Origin of the sequence: Citrobacter sp. 172116965, assembly GCF_013458095.1 — a bacterium.
Taxonomy (GTDB): Bacteria; Pseudomonadota; Gammaproteobacteria; order Enterobacterales; family Enterobacteriaceae; genus Citrobacter; species Citrobacter braakii.
Genome location: NZ_CP046673.1, coordinates 4211630 through 4233522, shown reverse-complemented (window position 1 = coordinate 4233522; position 21893 = coordinate 4211630). Strand labels below are relative to the sequence as shown.

Sequence of the window (21893 nt, the reverse complement as noted above, 5' to 3'; positions counted from 1 at the left end):
AACCGACGCTCGGCCTTAGTATAAAGAAAAGAACATTCAGCGGGCGAGAAGATTGCGCAACTTGCGCGCATGATCCAGAGATTTCTGAAGCGGTAAAAGGATGCTCCATGTACATGACACGCGGCTTGGGTTACATTGTTGGCACTTTTTTCCGGCGTAGCCCAAAACGCGCTGTCGTCAAGTCGTTAAGGGCTCAGCCTTCATTATCCGATCTGGAGTCAAAATGTCCTCACGTAAAGAGCTTGCCAATGCTATTCGTGCGCTGAGCATGGACGCAGTACAGAAAGCCAAATCCGGTCACCCGGGTGCCCCGATGGGTATGGCTGACATTGCCGAAGTCCTGTGGCGTGATTTCCTGAACCACAACCCGACTAACCCGTCCTGGGCTGACCGTGACCGCTTCGTGCTGTCCAACGGCCACGGCTCCATGCTGATTTACAGCCTGCTGCACCTCACCGGCTACGATCTGCCGATGTCCGAGCTGCAGAACTTCCGTCAGCTGCATTCCAAAACGCCGGGTCACCCGGAAGTGGGTTACACCGCGGGTGTTGAAACCACTACCGGTCCTCTGGGTCAGGGCATTGCGAATGCTGTGGGTATGGCTATCGCCGAAAAAACGCTGGCGGCGCAGTTTAACCGTCCTGGTCACGACATCGTTGACCACTTTACCTATGCTTTCATGGGCGACGGCTGCATGATGGAAGGTATCTCTCACGAGGTATGTTCCCTGGCCGGTACGCTGAAGCTGGGTAAACTGGTAGCGTTCTACGATGACAACGGCATCTCTATCGATGGCCACGTTGAAGGCTGGTTCACCGATGACACCGCTAAGCGTTTCGAAGCTTACGGCTGGCACGTGGTTCGTGGCGTTGATGGTCACGATGCTGACGCGATTAAGCGCGCAGTTGAAGAAGCTCGCGCTGTGACCGACAAACCGTCCCTGCTGATGTGCAAAACCATCATCGGTTTCGGTTCCCCGAATAAAGCTGGTACCCACGACTCTCACGGCGCACCGCTGGGTGATGCAGAAATCGCACTGACCCGCGAACAGCTGGGCTGGAAATACGCGCCGTTTGAAATTCCGTCTGAAATCTACGCGCAGTGGGATGCGAAAGAAGCAGGCCAGGCAAAAGAAGCTGCATGGAACGAGAAGTTCGCTGCTTATGCGAAAGCCTTCCCGCAGGAAGCCGCTGAATTCACCCGTCGTATGAAAGGTGAAATGCCGTCTGACTTCGACACAAAAGCGAACGAGTTCATCGCTAAGCTGCAGGCTAACCCGGCGAAAATCGCCAGCCGTAAAGCGTCTCAGAACGCGATTGAAGCGTTTGGTCCTCTGCTGCCTGAATTCCTCGGTGGCTCCGCTGACCTGGCACCAAGTAACCTGACTCTGTGGTCTGGTTCTAAAGCTATCAACGAAGATACTGCCGGTAACTACATCCATTACGGTGTACGTGAATTCGGTATGACCGCTATCGCTAACGGTATCTCCCTGCACGGTGGCTTCCTGCCGTACACCTCCACCTTCCTGATGTTTGTGGAATATGCCCGTAACGCGGTGCGTATGGCTGCGCTGATGAAACAGCGTCAGGTGATGGTCTATACCCACGACTCCATCGGTCTGGGCGAAGATGGCCCGACTCACCAGCCGGTAGAGCAGGTAGCTTCGCTGCGTGTGACCCCGAACATGAGCACCTGGCGTCCGTGTGACCAGGTTGAATCTGCCGTTGCATGGAAATACGGTGTAGAGCGTCAGGACGGTCCAACCGCGCTGATCCTCTCCCGCCAGAACCTGGCACAGCAGGAACGTACCGAAGAGCAGCTGGCGAACATCGCGCGCGGTGGTTACGTGCTGAAAGATTGCGCCGGTCAGCCGGAACTGATCTTCATCGCTACCGGTTCTGAAGTTGAGCTGGCTGTGGCTGCCTGGGACAAACTGACCGCTGAAGGCGTTAAAGCGCGCGTTGTTTCCATGCCGTCTACCGACGCGTTCGACAAACAGGATGCCGCTTATCGCGAGTCTGTACTGCCGAAAGCTGTTTCCGCACGTGTTGCAGTGGAAGCGGGTATCGCAGACTACTGGTTCAAATACGTGGGCCTGAACGGCGCTATCGTTGGTATGACTACCTTTGGTGAGTCTGCACCGGCTGAGCTGCTGTTTGAAGAGTTTGGCTTCACTGTCGACAACGTTGTCGCGAAAGCAAAAGAACTGCTGTAATTTTGATTACAGGTGAAAACGGGTCGCTTATGCGGCCCGTTTTTTTAAAGTAAGTAAATTTATTTGGTTGTGTGCAACCAAAAAATGTAGATGTTTATCACAAATATGATATTTAGCGATGTTTTATATTTGCAACTTGAATCACATTATTGCTGTTGATTTTTATATTTCTTTTCTCAATGCGTTGTTTTTAAAGGCATCGCCAAAAAAAATTCTGCGCTGTATGTAGTTTTCTCCTCGATTGATTTCATTTCGCCGTGCGCGTATTTTATTTTTAACGCTAACTCGTACCCTAAAAATAAAATAAGGAAAATGTATGCGGCTGATTGATTACTTTCCCGAATCATCTATCTCAATAAAAAATTCAGCAAAGAACTGGCAGGAGGCAATTGACTTTTCTATGTCATCCTTACTTGCCAACCATTATGTCAATTCAGATTATATTCAGGCCATTAAAGACTCAACGATTAACAATGGTCCTTATTATATTTTAGCACCAGGTGTCGCCATGCCGCACGCTCGACCGGAGTGTGGCGCGTTAAAAACCGGTATGTCATTAACGCTTCTCAAACAGGAAGTGAAATTTGCCGAAGATGATGAAGGTATCAGATTATTAATCGGATTGTCGGCGGCTAATGCTGATTCACACATTGGCGCTATTCAGGCCTTAAGCGAATTATTATGTGAAGAGGAAGCACTAACCGCTTTGTTAGCGGCTAAATCAGAAAAACAATTGGCGGATATTATCGCTCAAGCATAATTAACGGTTTCCTTTCAGGATATTATTATGGAAAACAAGTCTGCTCGTGCCAAAGTCCAGGCTTTTGGTGGGTTTTTGACTGCAATGGTCATTCCTAACATCGGCGCATTTATTGCCTGGGGTTTTATTACCGCATTATTTATTCCTACTGGTTGGATGCCGAATGAGCATTTCGCCAAAATTGTCGGTCCGATGATTACCTATTTACTGCCCGTCATGATTGGCTCCACTGGGGGACATCTGGTTGGCGGGAAACGCGGTGCGGTGATGGGGGGCATTGGTTCTATTGGCGTTATTGTGGGCGCGGATATTCCGATGTTCCTTGGCGCAATGGTAATGGGGCCGCTTGGCGGTTGGGTGATTAAGCATATCGACCGTCTGCTGGAAAAACGCATTCCTGCAGGCTTCGAGATGGTTATCAATAATTTCTCTCTTGGTATCGCGGGAATGCTCTTATGCTTGCTGGGGTTTGAAGTTATCGGCCCGGCGGTTCTCATTGCCAATAATTTTGTGAAGGAGTGTATTGAAGCGTTGGTTCATGCGGGCTATCTGCCGTTGCTATCCGTAATCAATGAGCCGGCAAAAATCCTCTTTCTGAACAATGCCATTGATCAGGGGGTGTATTATCCGCTGGGGATGCAGCAAGCTTCTGAAACGGGAAAATCGATTTTCTTCATGGTGGCATCTAACCCAGGGCCGGGATTAGGTTTGTTACTCGGCTTTGCTATCTTTGGCAAAGGGATGAGTAAAAAGTCTGCGCCAGGCGCCATGATTATCCACTTCCTCGGTGGTATTCATGAACTGTATTTCCCGTATGTGCTGATGAAGCCTCTGACCCTGATCGCGATGATTGCCGGGGGAATGACCGGGACGTGGGTATTCCACCTGCTGGACGGTGGGTTAGTTGCGGGGCCAAGCCCAGGATCTATATTCGCCTATCTGGCATTAACGCCGAAAGGTTCTTTCCTCGCGACCATTGCAGGAGTCACCGCGGGAACCGTTGTTACTTTTGTTATTACCTCTGTCATCCTGAAAATGGAAAAGAACGTTGAAACAGAAAGTGAAGATGACTTTGCTGAATCAGCCAGAGCCGTCAAAGCGATGAAGCAGGAAGGGAAATTCTCTTATAAAAACATTAAACGCGTCGCTTTTGTCTGTGATGCAGGAATGGGTTCCAGTGCTATGGGGGCAACCACATTTCGTAAGCGTCTGGAGAAAGCGGGATTGAATATTACTGTGACGCATTATGCTATCGAAAACGTTCCGCAAGATGCCGATATTATTGTCACCCATGCCAGTCTTGAAGGTCGTGTTAAACGTGTGAGTGAAAAGCCATTAGTGCTGATTAAGAACTATATTGGTGACCCATTGTTGGATGATTTATTTAAACGCATTACTGCGAACTAGCCTTCTTCTATTTTTGGAGTGAATATGAAAACGAAAGTTGCTGCCATATATGGCAAGCAGGATATTCGTATCCGCGAATTTGAACTGCCTGCAATTACAGATAATGAATTGTTAGTAAGCGTAATATCCGATAGCGTTTGTTTGTCCACCTGGAAAGCAGCAGCATTGGGGAGCGATCATAAACGCGTACCGGACGATCTGGAAAACCATCCGGTGATTACCGGACATGAATGTGCAGGTATTATTGTTGAGGTGGGAAAAAACCTGACGGATAAATATAAGAAAGGTCAGCGTTTTGTGTTGCAACCTGCGATGGGATTGCCAAGTGGATATTCAGCGGGATACAGCTATGAATATTTTGGCGGCAATGCGACATATATGATTATCCCGGAAGTGGCGATTAACCTGGGATGCGTTTTGCCTTACCACGGCTCTTATTTTGCCGCCGCCTCATTGGCAGAACCGATGTGCTGTATTATTGGCGCGTATAACGCGAATTTTCACACCACGCCTTACGTTTATGAGCATCGCATGGGGATTAAGCCAGGGGGGAACATTGCGCTTCTGGCCTGCGCCGGGCCGATGGGTATTGGTGCAATAGATTATGCCATTAACGGGAATATTCAGCCGTCGCGCGTGGTGGTGGTCGACATTGACGAAGCACGACTGGCGCAGGCTAAAAAACTGTTGCCCGTTGAGTTGGCGGCTGAAAAGGGGATTGAGCTCATCTATGTGAATACTACTGGCATGGATTCTCCGACAGCGATGCTGCGAGCGTTAACTCATGACGCAGGTTTTGATGATGTCTTTGTGTATGCGGCAGTGCCTGCAGTTGTTGAGATGGCTGATGATTTACTCGCGGAAGATGGTTGCCTGAATTTTTTTGCCGGTCCTACGGACAGTAACTTCAAAGTGCCGTTTAATTTTTATAACGTGCACTACAACAGCACTCACGTTGTCGGGACATCCGGTGGTTCAACGGATGATATGAAAGAGGCCATTGCGCTCAGTGCAACTGGCCAACTGCAACCGTCGTTTATGGTGACGCACATTGGCGGCCTTGATGCAGTTCCGGAAACTGTTTTGAATTTACCGGCGATCCCCGGCGGTAAGAAGCTGATATATAACGGCGTTATCATGCCACTAACCGCCATTGCTGATTTTGCCGAGAAAGGGAAAACTGACCCATTATTCAAAGAACTGGCGCTACTGGTGAAGGAGACGCACGGTATCTGGAATGAAAAGGCAGAAAAATACCTTTTGGCACACTTTGGCGTTGATATCGGGGAGGCGGGGATATGATGTCGCTGGCATGGCCGCTATTTCGTATCACGGAGCAGGCTGCACTGGCAGCCTGGCCGCAAACCGGGTGCGGCGATAAAAACAAGATTGATGGTCTGGCTGTGACGGCAATGCGGGAAGCATTGAACAGTATTGCCATTCGCGGACGCATCGTTATTGGCGAAGGGGAGATTGATCAAGCCCCGATGCTGTGGATTGGTGAGGCAGTGGGAACCGGCACCGGACCTGAGGTAGATATCGCCGTTGATCCTATCGAAGGAACCCGAATGGTGGCTATGGGGCAAAGCAATGCGCTGGCCGTCATGGCGTTTGCCCCTCGCGGCAGTTTGTTACACGCTCCTGATATGTACATGAAAAAACTGGTTGTTAATCGGTTTGCGAAAGGGGCGATTAATCTGGCGCTGCCGTTGGCAGATAATCTGCGTAATGTGGCAGAGGCGTTGGGTAAACCGCTGGAGCGACTACGGATGGTGACGCTGGATAAGCCGCGCCTTCAACCAGCGATTGCCGAGGCGACACGGCTTGGCGTCAAGGTCTTTGCTCTGCCCGATGGTGACGTGGCCGCCAGCGTGCTGGCCTGTATGCAGGAGAATCCTTATGATCTGATGTATACCATTGGCGGCGCGCCTGAAGGGGTTATTTCAGCCTGTGCGGTTAAAGCGCTGGGGGGCGATATGCAGGCTGAACTGATTGATTTTTGTGAAGCGAAAGGAAATAACGCAGATAATCGTCTGATTGCGGCACAGGAACATCAGCGCTGCGCGGAAATGGGCGTTGAGATCAACCGGATCTACGCGCAGGACGAACTGGTAGGGGGAAATAAGATCCTCTTCAGCGCAACAGGGGTCACGGGCGGCGATCTTGTGAAAGGGATCCAACAGGTTGCGAATGGTGTGCGCACGCAAACTTTACTGATCGGCGGCGCGGATCGAACGTGTAATATAATAGACTCTCTGCATTCATGGTGATTTATCGAGAAACGAATGACGACGCTGACAGAAGACGATGTGCTTGAGCAACTGGATGCTCAAAATAATTTACTCTCGTTTATGACGACGGCACATAACATTTTGCTCCAGGGCATTAAGCGCTTTCTACCGTCGCTGTTCGTTAATAACGATGAAGAGATCGTGGAATATGCAGTGAAGCCGTTACTCGCCCAGAGTGGACCGCTTGACGATATCGACGTTGCGTTACGTCTGATTTATGCGTTGGGAAAAATGGATAAATGGCTTTATGCCGACATCACCCATTTCTCTCAGTTTTATCAGTACCTGAACGAGCAGGATAATATCCCCGGTTTTGCCGATGACATTACCTGGGATTTTGTCAGCAACGTGAACAGTATCACCCGCAACGCAACGCTCTACGGTGCGCTGGAGTCGATGAAATTTGCCGACTTTGCTGCGTGGTCCGAAGTGCGCTTTAGCGCAATGGTCAAGACGGCAATGACGCTGGCAGTGACGGCGATTTTAAAGGAATTAACGCCGTGAAAATCAAACTAACGGTGAATGGGCTACAGGTTGAAGCACATTACCGTGATGATGAGATAGAGAACGTCCACAAACCGTTATTACAACAGCTGGCAAAAATACACGCCACTCACCCGCAGCGACGAACGATCGTTTTTCTCAGCGCACCGCCTGGTACGGGTAAATCGACGCTGACCACCTTCTGGGAATATCTCGCCCGTCAGGATCCTGGCCTGCCGGAGATCCAGACGCTGCCGATGGATGGCTTCCATCACTACAACACCTGGCTGGATGCTCATAACCTGCGAGCATACAAAGGTGCGCCGGAAACCTTTGATGTGGATAAGCTTGCACAGAATCTACGTCTGATAAGGGAGGGGGAGGGCACCTGGCCACAGTACGACCGGCAAAAACACGATCCGGTAGAAGCGGCCATAACAGTGACCGCGCCGATTGTGATTGTGGAAGGAAACTGGTTATTACGCGATGATGAAAGGTGGCGGGCGTTAGCTGAGTTTTGTGATTACTCGCTGTTTATTCGTGCTCCTGCCAACGCGCTCCATACACGACTGGTAGGTCGTAAACTGGCGGGCGGACTATCACAAGCTGACGCTGAGGCGTTTTATGAGCGTACCGACGGACCGAATGTTCATCGGGTACTGGAAGCGAGTCTGCCTGGTGACCTGACGCTGGAGATGCTGGAATCTGGTGAATATCGGATTGCGTGAAGGCCAATTATTCCTGTTAAGCCGTAATGATTATTACGGTTTACTGGAATAATTTCCCCCGGTCTTAGCGGGAAAAATGTGATGTACGTCAGATAACTGTTTTCTTTGGCTGGACAATCATTCCTTTTATTCCGCGTTTCGCTTATTCTAGCTGAAGCGTTTCAGTCGATTAAATGTTCGACAATTAACCAATTAGTCGCAGTTTGCGACAGGTAAGGTTTCCCTGAGCGATTTGCTGCATTACTCTGTCTGCCACATCGTTTCTGAGAAATCCTTGCAGGAGACCTATGACCGTACGCGTAGCGATTAATGGTTTCGGTCGCATCGGACGCAACGTGGTTCGTGCTTTGTATGAATCCGGGCGTCGGGCGGAAATCACCGTGGTGGCAATCAACGAACTGGCGGATGCTGCAGGCATGGCGCATTTGTTGAAATATGACACCAGCCATGGACGTTTTGCCTGGGATGTTCGTCAGGAACGTGACCAGCTCATCGTTGGCGATGACGCGATCCGCATTCTGCATGAGCGAACGCTCGATGCGCTTCCCTGGCGCGAACTGAGTGTCGACGTTGTTCTGGACTGTACGGGGGTTTTCGGCAACCGCGAACACGGCGAGGCGCATATTGCTGCTGGTGCAAAAAAAGTGCTCTTTTCACATCCTGGTAGTCACGACATCGACGCAACCGTTGTGTATGGCGTTAATCAGGATCAGCTGCGCGCTGAACACCGGATCGTTTCCAACGCCTCCTGCACCACGAATTGCATAATACCCGTCATTAAATTGCTGGATGATGCTTACGGCATTGAGTCTGGTACTGTCACCACGATCCACTCCGCGATGCACGATCAGCAGGTTATTGATGCCTATCATCCTGACCTGCGTCGCACGCGAGCGGCCAGCCAGTCTATTATTCCGGTTGATACCAAACTGGCGGCGGGCATCACGCGAATTTTCCCGCAGTTTAACGATCGTTTTGAAGCGATTGCGGTGCGTGTACCGACCATAAATGTGACGGCGATCGACTTAAGCGTGACGGTGAAAAAACCAGTAAAAGCCAGTGAAGTCAACCAGTTGCTGCAAAAAGCAGCACAAGGTGCATTTCATGGTATAGTTGACTATACGGAATTACCGTTGGTCTCTGTAGATTTTAACCACGACCCGCACAGCGCCATCGTTGATGGTACGCAAACGCGCGTGAGTGGCGCTCACCTGATCAAAACGCTGGTCTGGTGTGATAATGAATGGGGCTTTGCTAACCGTATGCTCGACACAACGTTAGCGATGGCTGCTATTGGTTTCAGGCTCGACGCTTGAGCGTCGACAAAACTTTATGAATCAACGAGAGGATTCACCATGTCTGTAATTAAGATGACCGATCTGGATCTGGCTGGTAAACGCGTTTTTATCCGTGCGGACCTGAACGTACCAGTTAAAGAAGGGAAAGTAACCAGCGATGCGCGTATCCGTGCTTCTCTGCCGACCATCGAACTGGCCCTGAAACAGGGTGCTAAAGTGATGGTAACTTCCCACCTGGGTCGTCCTACCGAAGGCGAGTACAACGAAGAATTCTCTCTGCTGCCGGTTGTTAACTACCTGAAAGACAAACTGTCTGCTCCGGTTCGCCTGGTAAAAGATTACCTGGACGGCGTTGAAGTCGCTGCCGGTGAACTGGTTGTTCTGGAAAACGTTCGCTTCAACAAAGGCGAGAAGAAAGACGACGAAGCACTGTCCAAAAAATACGCTGCTCTGTGCGACGTATTCGTAATGGACGCTTTCGGTACCGCTCACCGTGCGCAGGCTTCTACCCACGGTATCGGTAAATTCGCCGACGTAGCTTGCGCTGGTCCGCTGCTGGCTGCTGAGCTGGATGCGCTGGGTAAAGCGCTGAAAGAACCTGCTCGTCCGATGGTGGCTATCGTTGGTGGTTCTAAAGTTTCTACCAAACTGACCGTTCTGGACTCTCTGTCAAAAATCGCTGACCAGCTGATCGTTGGTGGTGGTATCGCGAACACCTTCGTTGCTGCTCAAGGCCACAACGTCGGCAAATCCCTGTACGAAGCTGACCTGGTTGATGAAGCTAAGCGTCTGCTGACGACTTGCGATATTCCGGTCCCGACTGACGTTCGCGTAGCGACTGAATTCTCTGAAACTGCACCGGCTACGCTTAAATCCGTTAGCGATGTAAAAGAAGACGAGCAGATCCTGGATATCGGCGACGCTTCTGCACAGCAGCTGGCTGACATCCTGAAGAATGCGAAAACCATTCTGTGGAATGGCCCGGTTGGCGTGTTCGAATTCCCGAACTTCCGCAAAGGTACTGAAATCGTTGCTAATGCTATCGCAGACAGCGAAGCATTCTCTATCGCAGGCGGCGGTGACACCCTGGCAGCAATCGACCTGTTCGGCATTGCTGACAAAATCTCCTACATCTCTACTGGCGGCGGCGCATTCCTCGAATTCGTGGAAGGCAAAGTACTGCCAGCAGTAGCCATGCTCGAAGAGCGTGCTAAAAAGTAAGACATTGATGGGCAGGGAAACCTGCCCAATTATTAGCGCGCTGTCGAGCGCGCCCCCTTTCCAAGGCCGAAGATACAGGACTCGCAACATGTCTAAAATTTTTGATTTCGTAAAACCAGGCGTAATCACTGGTGATGACGTACAGAAAGTTTTCCAGGTAGCTAAAGAAAACAACTTTGCTCTGCCAGCTGTTAACTGCGTTGGTACCGACTCCATCAACGCCGTTCTGGAAACCGCTGCAAAAGTTAAAGCGCCGGTAATCGTCCAGTTCTCCAACGGTGGTGCTTCTTTCATCGCGGGTAAAGGCGTGAAGTCTGACGTTCCTCAGGGCGCTGCAATCCTGGGTGCTATCTCTGGTGCGCATCACGTTCACCAGATGGCTGAACACTATGGTGTTCCGGTTATCCTGCACACTGACCACTGCGCGAAGAAACTGCTGCCGTGGATCGACGGTCTGCTGGACGCGGGTGAAAAACACTTCGCAGCAACGGGCAAACCGCTGTTCTCTTCTCACATGATCGACCTGTCTGAAGAGTCTCTGGAAGAGAACATCGAAATCTGCTCCAAATACCTGGCGCGCATGTCCAAAATGGGCATGACTCTGGAAATCGAACTGGGTTGCACCGGTGGTGAAGAAGACGGCGTGGACAACAGCCACATGGACGCTTCTGCACTGTACACCCAACCGGAAGACGTTGACTACGCATACACCGAGCTGAGCAAAATCAGCCCGCGTTTCACCATCGCAGCGTCCTTCGGTAACGTACACGGCGTTTACAAGCCGGGTAACGTAGTTCTGACCCCGACCATCCTGCGCGACTCTCAGGACTATGTTTCTAAGAAACATAACCTGCCGCATAACAGCCTGAACTTCGTCTTCCACGGTGGTTCAGGTTCTACTGCTCAGGAAATCAAAGACTCCGTAAGCTACGGCGTAGTGAAAATGAACATCGACACCGATACCCAATGGGCTACCTGGGAAGGCGTTCTGAACTACTACAAAGCAAACGAAGCTTACCTGCAGGGTCAGTTGGGCAACCCGAAAGGCGAAGATCAGCCGAACAAGAAATACTACGATCCGCGCGTATGGCTGCGTGCTGGTCAGGCAACCATGATCACCCGTCTGGAACAGGCTTTCAAAGAACTGAACGCGGTTGACGTTCTGTAATTTACGCCGTCCAACGTGACATGAGGCCCGCAAATGCGGGCCTTTTTTATTGCCATTTCAATGTGCTGCTGACAGAGAATTCTGTGATCTGTTTGGCAAAATCTGAGTTTATTGTTTACCCTTGTCAGGTTGCCAGTCCCGTTAGGGCGGCTTTATTTCTCCCGTTTGGGTAAGCAAAAAAGGAATATTGAATGGAAGATTTGAATGTTGTCGACAGCATAAACGGTGCGGGCACCTGGCTGGTCCGCAATCAGGAGCTACTGTTGAGCTATGCCGTCAACATCGTTGCGGCTCTCGCGATTGTCATTATCGGTATGATCGTGGCGCGTATCGTATCAAACACCGTTAACCGCCTGATGCTGGCGCGTAAAATTGATGCCACCGTTGCCGACTTTCTTTCTGCACTGGTGCGCTACGGTATTATCGCTTTCACGCTGATTGCCGCGCTGGGTCGCGTTGGGGTGCAAACTGCCTCCGTGATCGCCGTTCTCGGTGCCGCAGGTTTAGCTGTCGGTCTGGCACTGCAAGGGTCGCTGTCCAACCTCGCCGCAGGCGTGCTTCTGGTGATGTTCCGTCCGTTCCGCGCGGGTGAATATGTAGACCTTGGCGGCGTTGCGGGAACCGTGCTTAACGTGCAGATTTTCTCCACAACTATGCGTACCGTAGACGGTAAGATTGTGGTGATCCCAAACGGTAAAATCATTGCCGGGAACATCATTAACTTCTCTCGCGAGCCGGTCCGTCGTAACGAATTTATTATCGGCGTGGCCTACGACTCCGATATCGATCAGGTGAAAAAAATCCTCACTGATATCATCCAGTCTGAAGATCGCATCCTAAAAGACCGTGAAATGACGGTACGCCTGAATGAGCTGGGCGCTTCCTCGATTAATTTCGTCGTACGTGTCTGGAGCAACAGCAGCGATCTGCAAAGCGTCTACTGGGATGTACTGGAGCGTATTAAGCGCGAGTTTGACGCCAACGGTATCAGCTTCCCGTACCCGCAGATGGATGTGAACTTTAAACGCGTGAAAGAGAACGCCACCGAGTAACTTCAGCTAAAAACGCCCGCCAGAGAGAGGCGGGCGTTGATTTATCTCGTCTTGTTAAGAATTGCGCTGACACCCTGCATCAGCTCGCCAACATCGTTTATTCCTTTACTTTCCTGTTGGGCAATCCATTCGGCCTGAACGTGCTGATACCCGGTAGCGGCTTGCCACGCATTCAGCTCGCTGTTGGTCAGGTAATGAACGTGTGCACCCTCTTTTGCCATCTTTTTCGCCATTGCGGTCAGGCTTGCGTCCTGCACTGCGCCAATACGCTTTTGCGTCATGGCGGCGGCCCGATTGATGGCTGCGCGATCTTTCACGTCCAGGCTATCCCAGACGTCTTTATTCATCACCAGAAGATAAACGTGTCCGAGCCAGAGCGAAGGGGAGAGCTGAATATAGGGGGCCGCCCGCTGGGCATGGATATCATCTCCGCTGTCGAGGTTAACCATCAGGCCGTCAAGCTGTCCGGTCTGAAGCGCATCGGTAATTTTTTCATTCCATGGCATGCTGACCGGCACGCCGCCTGCGTTGCGTAAAAATGATTGATGCCAAAAGCTGGCGGTCCGCCATTGGCTTGCATTCAGCTGTGCCAAATCGACGTTCGGCCTGGTCGTAAAAAATCCAACCGGATAGCCGAGGAAAAACTGAAGATTCACCAGATTGTTGTTTTCCAGCTCGCGACCAAACTGGCGATACTCGCGGAAAATCCGCTGAAAGGCGTTAACCTGCGCTTCACCACGACCCGGTCCGAGGGGAAAGCTCTTAAAAATCTGGTGTCGCGGCAGTTGTTCGGGCGTGTACTCAGGGACCACGATCCCCATATCCGCCACGCTGCCCTGGCCGATCGTTTTTAAGGCGTCATAGCTGGTGGACAGCTCGCCGTTCCAGTGAGCGTCGATTTTCAAACGTCCAAGCGACTCTTGTTCGATCGCGCGAAAAAAAGTCTCTTTTATGAGCCGGGTACGCATGTTGCCATATGGCTCGTGATCGGTATAGCGCAGCGTTCTGTCTGCGCTGGCGACAGTGGGCCACAAACTGGTAACTATCAGCGAGGCACAGAAGAGAAAAATGTTCGCGTTATGCTTCATACCCATTCCTTTGGTATAGACAGATTTATCTTTCAGCATACCTCGGGTAACGCACAATCGCTATTGTCAGAGACTGAATATGGAGGGGAGTGTGCGCGGTATTATTAATAATGCTAATTACTGATTAATATTATCCATTTCCTCTAATGAATCCCGCGCAGTATAGTCTGCCCACAAGACAATTATGTGAGATGTTTTACATGTTATCCTACTATTTTCAAGGGCTTACGCTTGGTGCAGCCATGATACTTCCGCTTGGTCCACAAAATGCCTTCGTGATGAATCAGGGGATCCGTCGTCAGTATCACATCATGATCGCTTTACTCTGCGCTATCAGTGATTTAGTGCTGATTTGCGCGGGGATCTTCGGCGGTAGCGCCTTGCTGATGCAGTCGCCATGGCTGATGGCGCTGGTCACCTGGGGCGGGGTCGCATTTTTACTCTGGTACGGATTCGGTGCGCTAAAAACGGCGATGAGCAGTAATCTGGAACTGGCCAGCGCCGAGGTGATGAAGCAGGGGCGCTGGAAAATCATAGCCACTATGCTGGCGGTGACATGGCTCAACCCACATGTTTACCTGGATACCTTTGTGGTGCTCGGGAGTCTGGGGGGACAACTGGATGTTGAGCCTAAACGCTGGGTTTGCACTGGGAACCGTCAGCGCTTCGTTCCTGTGGTTCTTCAGTCTGGCATTGCTGGCGGCCTGGCTGGCACCGCGTCTGCGAACTGCGAAAGCACAGCGCATCATCAATACGCTGGTAGGATTAGTGATGTGGTTTATCGCTTTTCAGCTGGCAAAAGAAGGTGTTGCGCACGTTCATGCGCTGTTCAACTAAGTGTTGTCTGATGGACAACGCAGCGAGATCGGCTAAGCTTGCCTGCATGTGCCCTGAGTTTTGGGGTAATTAATGAAACATGGAGGAACGACCGTGAAGTTCAAAATAATGGCCCTGGCGGCATTAGTCGGATTCAGCGCACTATCGGTACAGGCAAATGAGTTGCCAAATGGACCGCACATCGTGACTTCCGGAACGGCAAGCGTAGATGCAACACCAGACATCGCCACCCTGGCGATTGAAGTGAACGTTGCTGCAAAGGATGCGGCTTCCGCGAAGAAGCAGGCCGATGAGCGCGTGGCGCAATATCTGTCCTTCCTTGAACAGAACCAGATAGCGAAGAAAGACATTAGCGCTGCAAACTTGCGTACGCAGCCGGACTACGACTACCAGAACGGCAAAAGCATTCTCAAAGGCTATCGTGCGGTGCGCACCGTTGAAGTCACGCTGCGTCAGTTGGACAAACTCAACGCTCTGCTTGATGGCGCGCTGAAGGCTGGTCTGAATGAAATTCGTTCGGTATCGCTGGGCGTTGCCCAGCCGGATGCTTACAAAGACAAAGCGCGTAAAGCGGCGATTGATGATGCTGTTCATCAGGCTGAACAGCTGGCCGCGGGCTTTAATAGCAAACTGGGTCCCGTTTACAGTGTGCGTTACCACGTTTCCAATTATCAACCGAGCCCGATGGTACGGATGATGAAAGCAGATGCAGCGCCTGCAACCTCCGCTCAGGAAACCTACGAACAGCCGGTTATTCAGTTTGACGATCAGGTTGATGTCGTCTTCCAGATTGAGCCTACAGTAACCAATAAGTAGTCTTGATAAGGCGTAAGTCGCCATCCGGCAAGATTTTAGCCTGATGGCGATGCTTACGCGTCTCATCAGGCCGACAAAACATTCCAGCCGGTTTTTTCTGTGAGCAACTGTAAAAATGAGACCTCACATTCAGTCTTTTTTTTCGTGGTAATGAGGATAGGCCATAGCGATTTTTAAGGGGACGCTATGGATATTTTTATCTCGAAAAAGATGCGTAATTTCATTCTGCTGGCGCAAACCAATAACATCGCCAGAGCGGCAGAAAAAATACATATGACCGCATCGCCTTTCGGTAAAAGCATTGCTGCACTGGAAGATCAAATCGGCTATACGCTGTTTACCCGTAAAGATAACAACATCAGCCTGAATAAAGCCGGACAGGAGCTGTATCAGAAGCTGTTTCCCGTCTATCAGCGCCTCTCTGCTATTGATAACGAAATCCATAACGCCTCTTGTCGCTCGCGGGAAATCGTCATCGGTATCGATAATACTTATCCAACGATTATTTTTGACCAGTTGATTAGCCTTGGCGATAAATATGACGGCGTGACGGCCCAGGCCGTTGAATTCAGTGAGAATGGGGTGATTGATAATCTGTTCGACCGCAAACTGGATTTCATTATCTCGCCACAGCACGTTTCTCCCCGCGTACAGGAGTTGGAAAATCTGGCGATCAGCGAACTGTCTCCGCTGCGTCTGGGGTTTCTCGTTTCCCGGCGCTACGAAGAGAAACAGCCGCAGGATCTGCTGCGCGAGCTACCCTGGCTGCAAATGCGCTTCCAGAATCGCGCCAACTTTGAAGCAATGCTGGATGCTTATATGCGGCCCTGTGGGATCAATCCGACGATTATCTACCGTCCGTACAGCTTTATGGCCAAGATTAGCGCGGTGGAGCGCGGGCAGTTTTTGACGGTGATCCCTCATTTTGCCTGGCGGCTGGTGAATCCGTCGACGCTAAAGTATTTCGACGCGCCCGGCAGCCCCATGTATATGCAGGAGTTTCTCTATTCGCTGAAAAATCATCGCTATACCGGCACCATGCTCCAGCATATTGCTGAAGATCGTGACGGTACGGCAAGTTAACCGAGCATCGATCCTGTCTCGAGAAGGTTGCGATGCAGATCGAACGCATGGCTGAGATCGTGATGGATATGCCCGCCGGGCGCTTTTTCCAGATAGCGGTGCAGGTAGTCCCGGTAAAGGGGATGCGCACAGTTATCGATAATCGTGTGCGCCCGCTGCATCGGAGATAACCCACGCAGATCGGCAATCCCTTGTTCGGTCACGATCACTTTAACGCTATGTTCGCTGTGGTCGACATGGCTGCACATCGGCACGATGGTTGAGATTTTCCCGCCTTTGGCAATCGACGGCGCCATAAAGATAGACAGATAGGCGTTGCGCTCGAAATCCCCGCTGCCGCCGATACCGTTCATCAGGTTCACGCCCGCAACGTGCGTGGAATTGGCATGGCCGTAGATATCAAACTCAAGCCCAACGTTGAGTGCAATGACCCCCAGCCGACGGATGATTTCCGGGTTATTGGAGATCTCCTGCGGGCGCAGCACAATTCGGCTGGCGAAGAAGTCCATGTTGTCGTAAATCTTCTGTAGCGACGGGGCTGAGATGGTCAGGCTGGAGGCGCTGGCACCGGTGATCTTGCCCGTTTCCAGCAGATGCACCACCGATTCCTGTAACACCTCTGAATACATCATAAAGGGCGGGATATCCGGATTCTCTCCCAGTCTCGCCATTACCGCGTTATTGATATTGCCCACGCCGCTTTGTAAGGGCAGAAACTCTGCTGGAATGCGTTTGTGCGCCATTTCTGCCAGTAGGAAAGTGACGACGTTATCGGCAATTTGTTGGCTGACCGGATTGGTTTTATCCGACACATTCCCGGCATCGGGCAGCTCGGTATCCACCACCGCGACCACTTTCCTGGGGTCTATCTGCACGCACTGACTGCCCACGCGATCCATGGTATGAAATATGGGCACGCTGTTACGCCGCGGCGGTGCGCCGGGTATTACGATGTCGGCAAACTCAGCCACGCGTGGATTATGGTAATGATTCAACTCGATAATCACCTTTTTCGCCCGCAGCAGCCAGGTGGGTGCATTGCCAATACCGCTGGAAAGCCAAATCCGGCCATCCGGCGCAATGGCGGAAGCTTCAATGACGGCAACATCGATATCGCCAAAAAAGCCGTAATTAACCATCTGCGCGACTTCGCTCAAATGGAGATCGACAAACCTCACCTGGCCCTGGTTAATTTTCTCGCGCAGGCCAGATGAGGTTTGATAAGGCGCACGCCAGGAAACGGCATCCGCCGCGGATAGTGCATCATCAGCGGCGGCGCCAATTGACGCCCCGGTCAACAGGCGGATCTGAAAAGGCTGCCCGTCCTGATGCCGTTCGCAGGCGCGTTGGGCAATTGCGGTGGGTAACGCTTTTGGCGAACCCGCGGGGGTAAAGCCGCTGAACGCCACCATATCATCGTGCTGGATAATTTCTGCCGCCTGTTCGGCGCTCATCCGTTTCATGGCCGTCTCCTTCGTCGGACGTGATTAATGGCCAACAAAATTAGGTTTACGTTTTTCCATAAACGCGTTCATCCCTTCCTGATAATCCTCGCTGTCATACACCGCGCGGCGCATGCCCTGAATGCGCTCGAATTCGTCAGAGTTCATGGTGTGTGCTTCGCCCAACACGCGCAGTTCTTCTTTGATGACGGCGATTGCCAGCGGCGCTTTTTCCGAGATGTGATGCGCCATTTGCAGGGTGAAATCTTCCAGTTCCTCGGTTGGAACGACATGGTTGAGGATCCCGACCGCCATAGCGCGTTGAGCGGTGATGGGCGAGGCGGTAAAAATCAGCTCCTTAACGATGTGAAAACCAGCGTCGCGGGTCAGGTTGTGGATGCCCACCAGGTTATAGGGCACGCCGAGGTTGACCGGGGTCATGGAGAAGGTAGACGTACTGGCTGCGATGATCAGATCGGAACTCATGATCATCTCAAACGCGCCGCCCCAGACGCTGCCTTCAACCATGGAGATCACCGGCTTCGGATATTTTTGGATCATGCGAGTTATCTGACGCAGCGGATCGTCATAAGAGAGCGGATCGCGACGTCCGGTGGGGAGTTCATGAATATCATGCCCGGCAGAGAACACTTTGGCCCCGCTCGGGGCGCGCAGAATGATGCAGCGAATGTCCGGACGATTGAGGTCGCTCAGCGCCTGCATCAGATCGTCAATAAACACTTTGCTCAGGGCATTGAGCTTGCGGGCGTAATTGAACTCAATGACCGCGACTTTCTGGATGATGACCACGTTGACGTATTGATAAGACATAATGTTCTCTTTATTGAAAGTAATGATGCTGAATAAATGCGCTGATGTGCCGCAGGCCGGTGCGCGGCGAAAGATCATTGTTTTTGACGGCCAGCAGCGTCTGCTGGAAATACTGGTCGAAATCAGCCCGGGCAAACAGCAGATGCAAGGCTTCTTCTTCAGCCTGCTTGTGTAGCCATTCCACCGCCTGCTGCTGGCGGACTTTTTCCAGTCGACCGCTGGCGGTAAGGCACGTTTTAAAGTCGGTTATCGCCTGCCAAACCTCCTCAATGCCGCGTTTTTCCAGGGCGCTACAGGTCAGAACCTGCGGCTGCCACTCGTCATATTTGCGGCGCAGAATATGCAGGGCGGATTCGTACATATGGCGGGCGATGGCAACGCTGGTGCGGTTATCACCGTCGTCCTTGTTGATGACGACCAGATCCGCCATCTCCATCAGGCCTTTTTTGATGCCCTGCAAATCGTCGCCACCGCCGGCGATTTGCAGTGAGAGAAAGCAATCCACCATGCCTGCGACTTCGGTTTCTGACTGCCCAACGCCGACGGTTTCCACAATCACCACGTTGAAGCCCGCCGCCTCGCACAGCAGCATTAAATCGCGGGCGCGCTGGCTGGCGCCGCCTAAATGACCGCTGGAAGGAACCGGACGTATAAACGCAGATTCTGCGCGAGCCAGTTCCGTCATGCGGGTTTTATCACCCAGAATGCTGCCGCCGCTGACCGGGCTGCTGGGATCGACGGCGATCACCGCTACCCGTAACCCGCGGCGAATTAACAGCATGCCGAATGCTTCCAGAAAGGTGCTTTTACCTGCGCCCGGCGTGCCGGTGATCCCCAGACGCAGGGCGTTACCGGTGAACGGCATAATCGCGTCCAGCAATTGCGTACTCAGCGGCTGGTGGCGCGGGTGATTGCTTTCGACCAGCGTCATCGCCTGGGCGAGCGTAGCCCGTTCACCGAGTCGCAAGCGGCGGACGGTATCCTCAAGCGTGGCGGCGTTAATCATGATGCTGACTGATACGGGTTAACACATCGCGGACGCTGTCGAGCATTGGCGTGCCTGGGCCATATATGGCTGCCACGCCATGCTCGTGCAGGAAAGCGTAATCCTGTGGCGGAATAACCCCGCCGGCGACGACGCAAATGTCTTCGCGTCCCCAGCCTTTGAGCGCGGTGACCAGCTCCGGGATCAATGTCTTATGACCCGCCGCCAGCGATGATGCGCCAATGACATGCACATCGTTTTCTACCGCCAGACGGGCAATTTCCTCCGGTGTGGAGAACATCGGGCTGAGATCGACATCGAAGCCGAGATCGGAGTAGGCGCTGGCGATCACTTTTGCGCCGCGATCGTGGCCGTCCTGACCCATCTTGGCGATCAGAATACGCGGGCGTCGGCCATTTTCTGCGAGGAACTGTTCGGTTTGCGCAACAATGGCATCGAACTCATCGGCGGATTTGTCGGACTGGTGATAGCTTTGCGCAATCACCCCAGTAACACACTGGCTGGGAACCAGATAACGGTCAAAGGCGGCCTCCAGCGCATCGGAGATTTCACCGAGCGTGGCGCGAACGCGGGCGGCGTTGACGGCGGCTGCCAGCAGATTTTCATTCTGCTGCGCGGCGTGGGTCAGCGCGGATAGCGCGGTTTTAACCGCATCATTGTCGCGGGTGGCGCGGATATGCTGCAGTGAGGCAATCTGCTCGTTGCGCACCTTCACGTTGTCGATCTCCAGCACCGACGTGTCGTCTTCTTTATCCAGCTTGTATTTGTTCACCCCGACGATAACGCGCTTACCCTGGTCGATCAGCGACTGTTCGCGCGCGGACGCTTCTTCGATCATCCGTTTAGGAAGTCCGGCTTCAATCGCCTTCGCCATGCCGCCTGCCTCATCAATCTGCTTGATGATCGTGCGCGCCTGCTTCACGATTTGATCGGTGAGTGATTCGACGTAATACGATCCGGCCAGCGGATCGACGGTGCGGCAGATCTCTGATTCTTCCTGAATGATGATCTGCGTATTACGCGCAATACGGGCGGAGAAATCGGTGGGCAGGCCGAGCGCTTCATCAAAAGCGTTGGTATGCAGAGACTGGGTGCCGCCAAGCGTAGCGCCGAGCGCTTCAATGGTGGTTCGTACCACGTTGTTGTACGGGTCCTGCTCGGTCAGGCTCCAGCCTGAGGTCTGGCAGTGGGTACGCAGAGCGAGAGATTTCGGGTTGGTCGCGCCAAAACTGCTGACCGCTTCGCTCCACAGATACCGTGCAGCGCGCAGCATGGCGACGTTCATAAACAGATCCATGCCGATGCCGAAGAAGAATGACAGGCGCGGGGCGAAGTCATCAATTTTCAGTCCGGCGGAAAGCGCGGCCTTGATGTATTCAATACCGTCTGCCAGCGTAAACGCCACCTGCTGTACGCAGTTTGCCCCGGCTTCACCCATGTGATAGCCGCTGATGCTGATGGTGTTAAAGCGCGGCATGTTGCCTGAGCACCAGGCGATGATGTCGGCGATAATGCGCATGGAGGGTTTTGGCGGATAAATGTAGGTGTTGCGGCACAAGTACTCTTTCAGAATATCATTCTGAATGGTCCCGGTGAGCTGTTCCGGCGTCACGCCTTGCTCCTGCGCCGCGACGATATAAAACGCCAGTACCGGCAGCACCGCGCCGTTCATGGTCATTGATACCGACATCTTATCCAGCGGGATCTGGTCGAACAGCACCTTCATATCTTCGACGGTATCGATCGCCACGCCGGCTTTGCCGACGTCGCCCGCTACGCGCGGGTTGTCTGAGTCATAGCCACGATGAGTGGCAAGGTCAAAGGCAACGGAAAGCCCTTTTTGCCCAGCGGCGAGGTTACGGCGGTAAAAGGCGTTGGACTCTTTGGCGGTAGAGAAACCGGCGTATTGGCGAATCGTCCACGGCTGCGCGGTATACATAGTGGCGCGCGGGCCACGCACGTAAGGCGGCAGACCGGGCAGGGTGCCCGTGACTTCCAGATTATCGAGATCCGCTTCGGTGTACAGCGGCTTGATGACAATCCCTTCCGCCGTCTGTCTTTCCAGCGACTCAACGGTTTTTTCCCGTCGACTGAGTTCTTTATTGGCGAGTGTTTGCCACTCCTGCACGTTTGCCATTTTTTGCTCCGTATTACGCAATAAGTTGAA

Annotated in this window: 18 protein-coding genes and 1 pseudogene; 14 read left to right on the top strand and 5 right to left on the bottom strand. The window is 52.4% G+C overall.

Features of this window, described 5'->3' with window-relative positions; translation table 11 throughout:
* Positions 1–223 precede the first annotated feature (223 nt).
* The 11 genes from tkt (at position 224) to GPJ68_RS20475 (ending at position 12623) form a co-directional block, all read left to right on the top strand.
* Positions 224–2215 carry a transketolase gene (gene tkt, locus GPJ68_RS20525; protein ID WP_104651968.1) on the top strand — a complete coding sequence of 664 codons (1992 nt, stop codon included), beginning with the start codon at positions 224–226 and terminating at the stop codon, positions 2213–2215.
* A gap of 316 nt (positions 2216–2531) precedes the next feature.
* A complete protein-coding gene (gene cmtB / locus GPJ68_RS20520; protein ID WP_016157436.1) occupies positions 2532–2975 on the top strand; it encodes a PTS mannitol transporter subunit IIA in 444 nt (147 codons plus the stop codon).
* A 27-nt stretch (positions 2976–3002) separates the two neighbouring features.
* Positions 3003–4382 (top strand): PTS mannitol transporter subunit IICB, encoded by a 1380-nt coding sequence (locus GPJ68_RS20515; RefSeq protein ID WP_016157435.1) that lies wholly within the window; start codon positions 3003–3005, stop codon positions 4380–4382.
* A gap of 24 nt (positions 4383–4406) precedes the next feature.
* Positions 4407–5684: a zinc-binding dehydrogenase gene (locus GPJ68_RS20510; RefSeq protein WP_104651969.1), complete on the top strand. Its 1278-nt coding sequence runs from the start codon at positions 4407–4409 to the stop codon at positions 5682–5684.
* On the top strand, positions 5681–6652 hold the full coding sequence (glpX, locus tag GPJ68_RS20505) for a class II fructose-bisphosphatase (protein WP_104651970.1): 972 nt from the start codon (positions 5681–5683) through the stop codon (positions 6650–6652). Before GPJ68_RS20510 ends, glpX begins: the two co-directional genes overlap by 4 nt.
* A gap of 15 nt (positions 6653–6667) precedes the next feature.
* The gene (locus GPJ68_RS20500) at positions 6668–7177 is read left to right on the top strand and encodes an MltR family transcriptional regulator (RefSeq protein WP_016154381.1); all 510 of its coding nucleotides are present in this window, start codon (positions 6668–6670) and stop codon (positions 7175–7177) included.
* Entirely contained in the window at positions 7174–7884 is a 711-nt protein-coding gene (locus GPJ68_RS20495) for a nucleoside/nucleotide kinase family protein (protein ID WP_104651971.1), read from the top strand. The genes GPJ68_RS20500 and GPJ68_RS20495 overlap by 4 nt, the downstream gene beginning before the upstream one ends.
* Before the next feature lie 287 nt (positions 7885–8171).
* The gene (gene epd / locus GPJ68_RS20490) at positions 8172–9200 is read left to right on the top strand and encodes an erythrose-4-phosphate dehydrogenase (protein ID WP_016154379.1); all 1029 of its coding nucleotides are present in this window, start codon (positions 8172–8174) and stop codon (positions 9198–9200) included.
* A gap of 39 nt (positions 9201–9239) precedes the next feature.
* Entirely contained in the window at positions 9240–10403 is a 1164-nt protein-coding gene (gene pgk / locus GPJ68_RS20485; RefSeq protein WP_003027032.1) for a phosphoglycerate kinase, read from the top strand.
* Between the two features lie 88 nt (positions 10404–10491).
* Complete coding sequence (fbaA, locus tag GPJ68_RS20480) at positions 10492–11571, top strand: class II fructose-bisphosphate aldolase (RefSeq protein WP_003027029.1); 1080 nt, start codon at positions 10492–10494, stop codon at positions 11569–11571.
* A gap of 191 nt (positions 11572–11762) precedes the next feature.
* On the top strand, positions 11763–12623 hold the full coding sequence (locus tag GPJ68_RS20475; protein ID WP_019077645.1) for a small-conductance mechanosensitive channel MscS: 861 nt from the start codon (positions 11763–11765) through the stop codon (positions 12621–12623).
* A gap of 41 nt (positions 12624–12664) precedes the next feature.
* Here GPJ68_RS20475 and dctP read toward each other — a convergent pair whose 3' ends face one another.
* Complete coding sequence (dctP, locus tag GPJ68_RS20470; protein WP_049268792.1) at positions 12665–13711, bottom strand: TRAP transporter substrate-binding protein DctP; 1047 nt, start codon at positions 13709–13711, stop codon at positions 12665–12667.
* 200 nt (positions 13712–13911) lie between these two features.
* On the opposite strand from dctP, the pseudogene argO reads away from it, so the two are divergent.
* The 3 genes and pseudogenes from argO to GPJ68_RS20455 all read left to right on the top strand — a co-directional run bounded on the left by argO (position 13912) and on the right by GPJ68_RS20455 (position 16447).
* Positions 13912–14548: pseudogene (gene argO / locus GPJ68_RS20465) on the top strand (arginine exporter ArgO).
* Between the two features lie 93 nt (positions 14549–14641).
* The gene (locus tag GPJ68_RS20460) at positions 14642–15364 is read left to right on the top strand and encodes an oxidative stress defense protein (protein ID WP_029139653.1); all 723 of its coding nucleotides are present in this window, start codon (positions 14642–14644) and stop codon (positions 15362–15364) included.
* Positions 15365–15550: 186 nt separating this feature from the next.
* Positions 15551–16447 (top strand): LysR family transcriptional regulator, encoded by an 897-nt coding sequence (locus GPJ68_RS20455; RefSeq protein WP_016154369.1) that lies wholly within the window; start codon positions 15551–15553, stop codon positions 16445–16447.
* Here GPJ68_RS20455 and GPJ68_RS20450 read toward each other — a convergent pair.
* Genes GPJ68_RS20450 through scpA form a run of 4 tightly spaced genes read right to left on the bottom strand, consistent with a single transcriptional unit; the run spans position 16444 to position 21863 of the window.
* On the bottom strand, positions 16444–17910 hold the full coding sequence (locus GPJ68_RS20450; RefSeq protein ID WP_016154368.1) for an acetyl-CoA hydrolase/transferase family protein: 1467 nt from the start codon (positions 17908–17910) through the stop codon (positions 16444–16446). The two genes, GPJ68_RS20455 and GPJ68_RS20450, sit on opposite strands and share 4 nt — an antisense overlap.
* A 24-nt stretch (positions 17911–17934) precedes the next feature.
* Positions 17935–18720 (bottom strand): methylmalonyl-CoA decarboxylase, encoded by a 786-nt coding sequence (gene scpB, locus GPJ68_RS20445; protein WP_049041966.1) that lies wholly within the window; start codon positions 18718–18720, stop codon positions 17935–17937.
* Between the two features lie 10 nt (positions 18721–18730).
* Entirely contained in the window at positions 18731–19726 is a 996-nt protein-coding gene (meaB, locus tag GPJ68_RS20440; RefSeq protein WP_104651974.1) for a methylmalonyl Co-A mutase-associated GTPase MeaB, read from the bottom strand.
* Entirely contained in the window at positions 19719–21863 is a 2145-nt protein-coding gene (gene scpA / locus GPJ68_RS20435; RefSeq protein ID WP_104651975.1) for a methylmalonyl-CoA mutase, read from the bottom strand. The genes meaB and scpA overlap by 8 nt, the downstream gene beginning before the upstream one ends.
* Positions 21864–21893 lie beyond the last annotated feature (30 nt).

Coding starts and splice junctions, on each gene's coding strand:
- tkt (WP_104651968.1), top strand. CDS start 224: ATGTCCTCACGTAAAGAGCTTGCCAATGCTATTCGTGCGCTGAGCATG.
- cmtB (WP_016157436.1), top strand. CDS start 2,532: ATGCGGCTGATTGATTACTTTCCCGAATCATCTATCTCAATAAAAAAT.
- GPJ68_RS20515 (WP_016157435.1), top strand. CDS start 3,003: ATGGAAAACAAGTCTGCTCGTGCCAAAGTCCAGGCTTTTGGTGGGTTT.
- GPJ68_RS20510 (WP_104651969.1), top strand. CDS start 4,407: ATGAAAACGAAAGTTGCTGCCATATATGGCAAGCAGGATATTCGTATC.
- glpX (WP_104651970.1), top strand. CDS start 5,681: ATGATGTCGCTGGCATGGCCGCTATTTCGTATCACGGAGCAGGCTGCA.
- GPJ68_RS20500 (WP_016154381.1), top strand. CDS start 6,668: ATGACGACGCTGACAGAAGACGATGTGCTTGAGCAACTGGATGCTCAA.
- epd (WP_016154379.1), top strand. CDS start 8,172: ATGACCGTACGCGTAGCGATTAATGGTTTCGGTCGCATCGGACGCAAC.
- pgk (WP_003027032.1), top strand. CDS start 9,240: ATGTCTGTAATTAAGATGACCGATCTGGATCTGGCTGGTAAACGCGTT.
- fbaA (WP_003027029.1), top strand. CDS start 10,492: ATGTCTAAAATTTTTGATTTCGTAAAACCAGGCGTAATCACTGGTGAT.
- GPJ68_RS20475 (WP_019077645.1), top strand. CDS start 11,763: ATGGAAGATTTGAATGTTGTCGACAGCATAAACGGTGCGGGCACCTGG.
- dctP (WP_049268792.1), bottom strand. CDS start 13,711: ATGAAGCATAACGCGAACATTTTTCTCTTCTGTGCCTCGCTGATAGTT.
- GPJ68_RS20455 (WP_016154369.1), top strand. CDS start 15,551: ATGGATATTTTTATCTCGAAAAAGATGCGTAATTTCATTCTGCTGGCG.
- GPJ68_RS20450 (WP_016154368.1), bottom strand. CDS start 17,910: ATGAAACGGATGAGCGCCGAACAGGCGGCAGAAATTATCCAGCACGAT.
- scpB (WP_049041966.1), bottom strand. CDS start 18,720: ATGTCTTATCAATACGTCAACGTGGTCATCATCCAGAAAGTCGCGGTC.
- meaB (WP_104651974.1), bottom strand. CDS start 19,726: ATGATTAACGCCGCCACGCTTGAGGATACCGTCCGCCGCTTGCGACTC.
- scpA (WP_104651975.1), bottom strand. CDS start 21,863: ATGGCAAACGTGCAGGAGTGGCAAACACTCGCCAATAAAGAACTCAGT.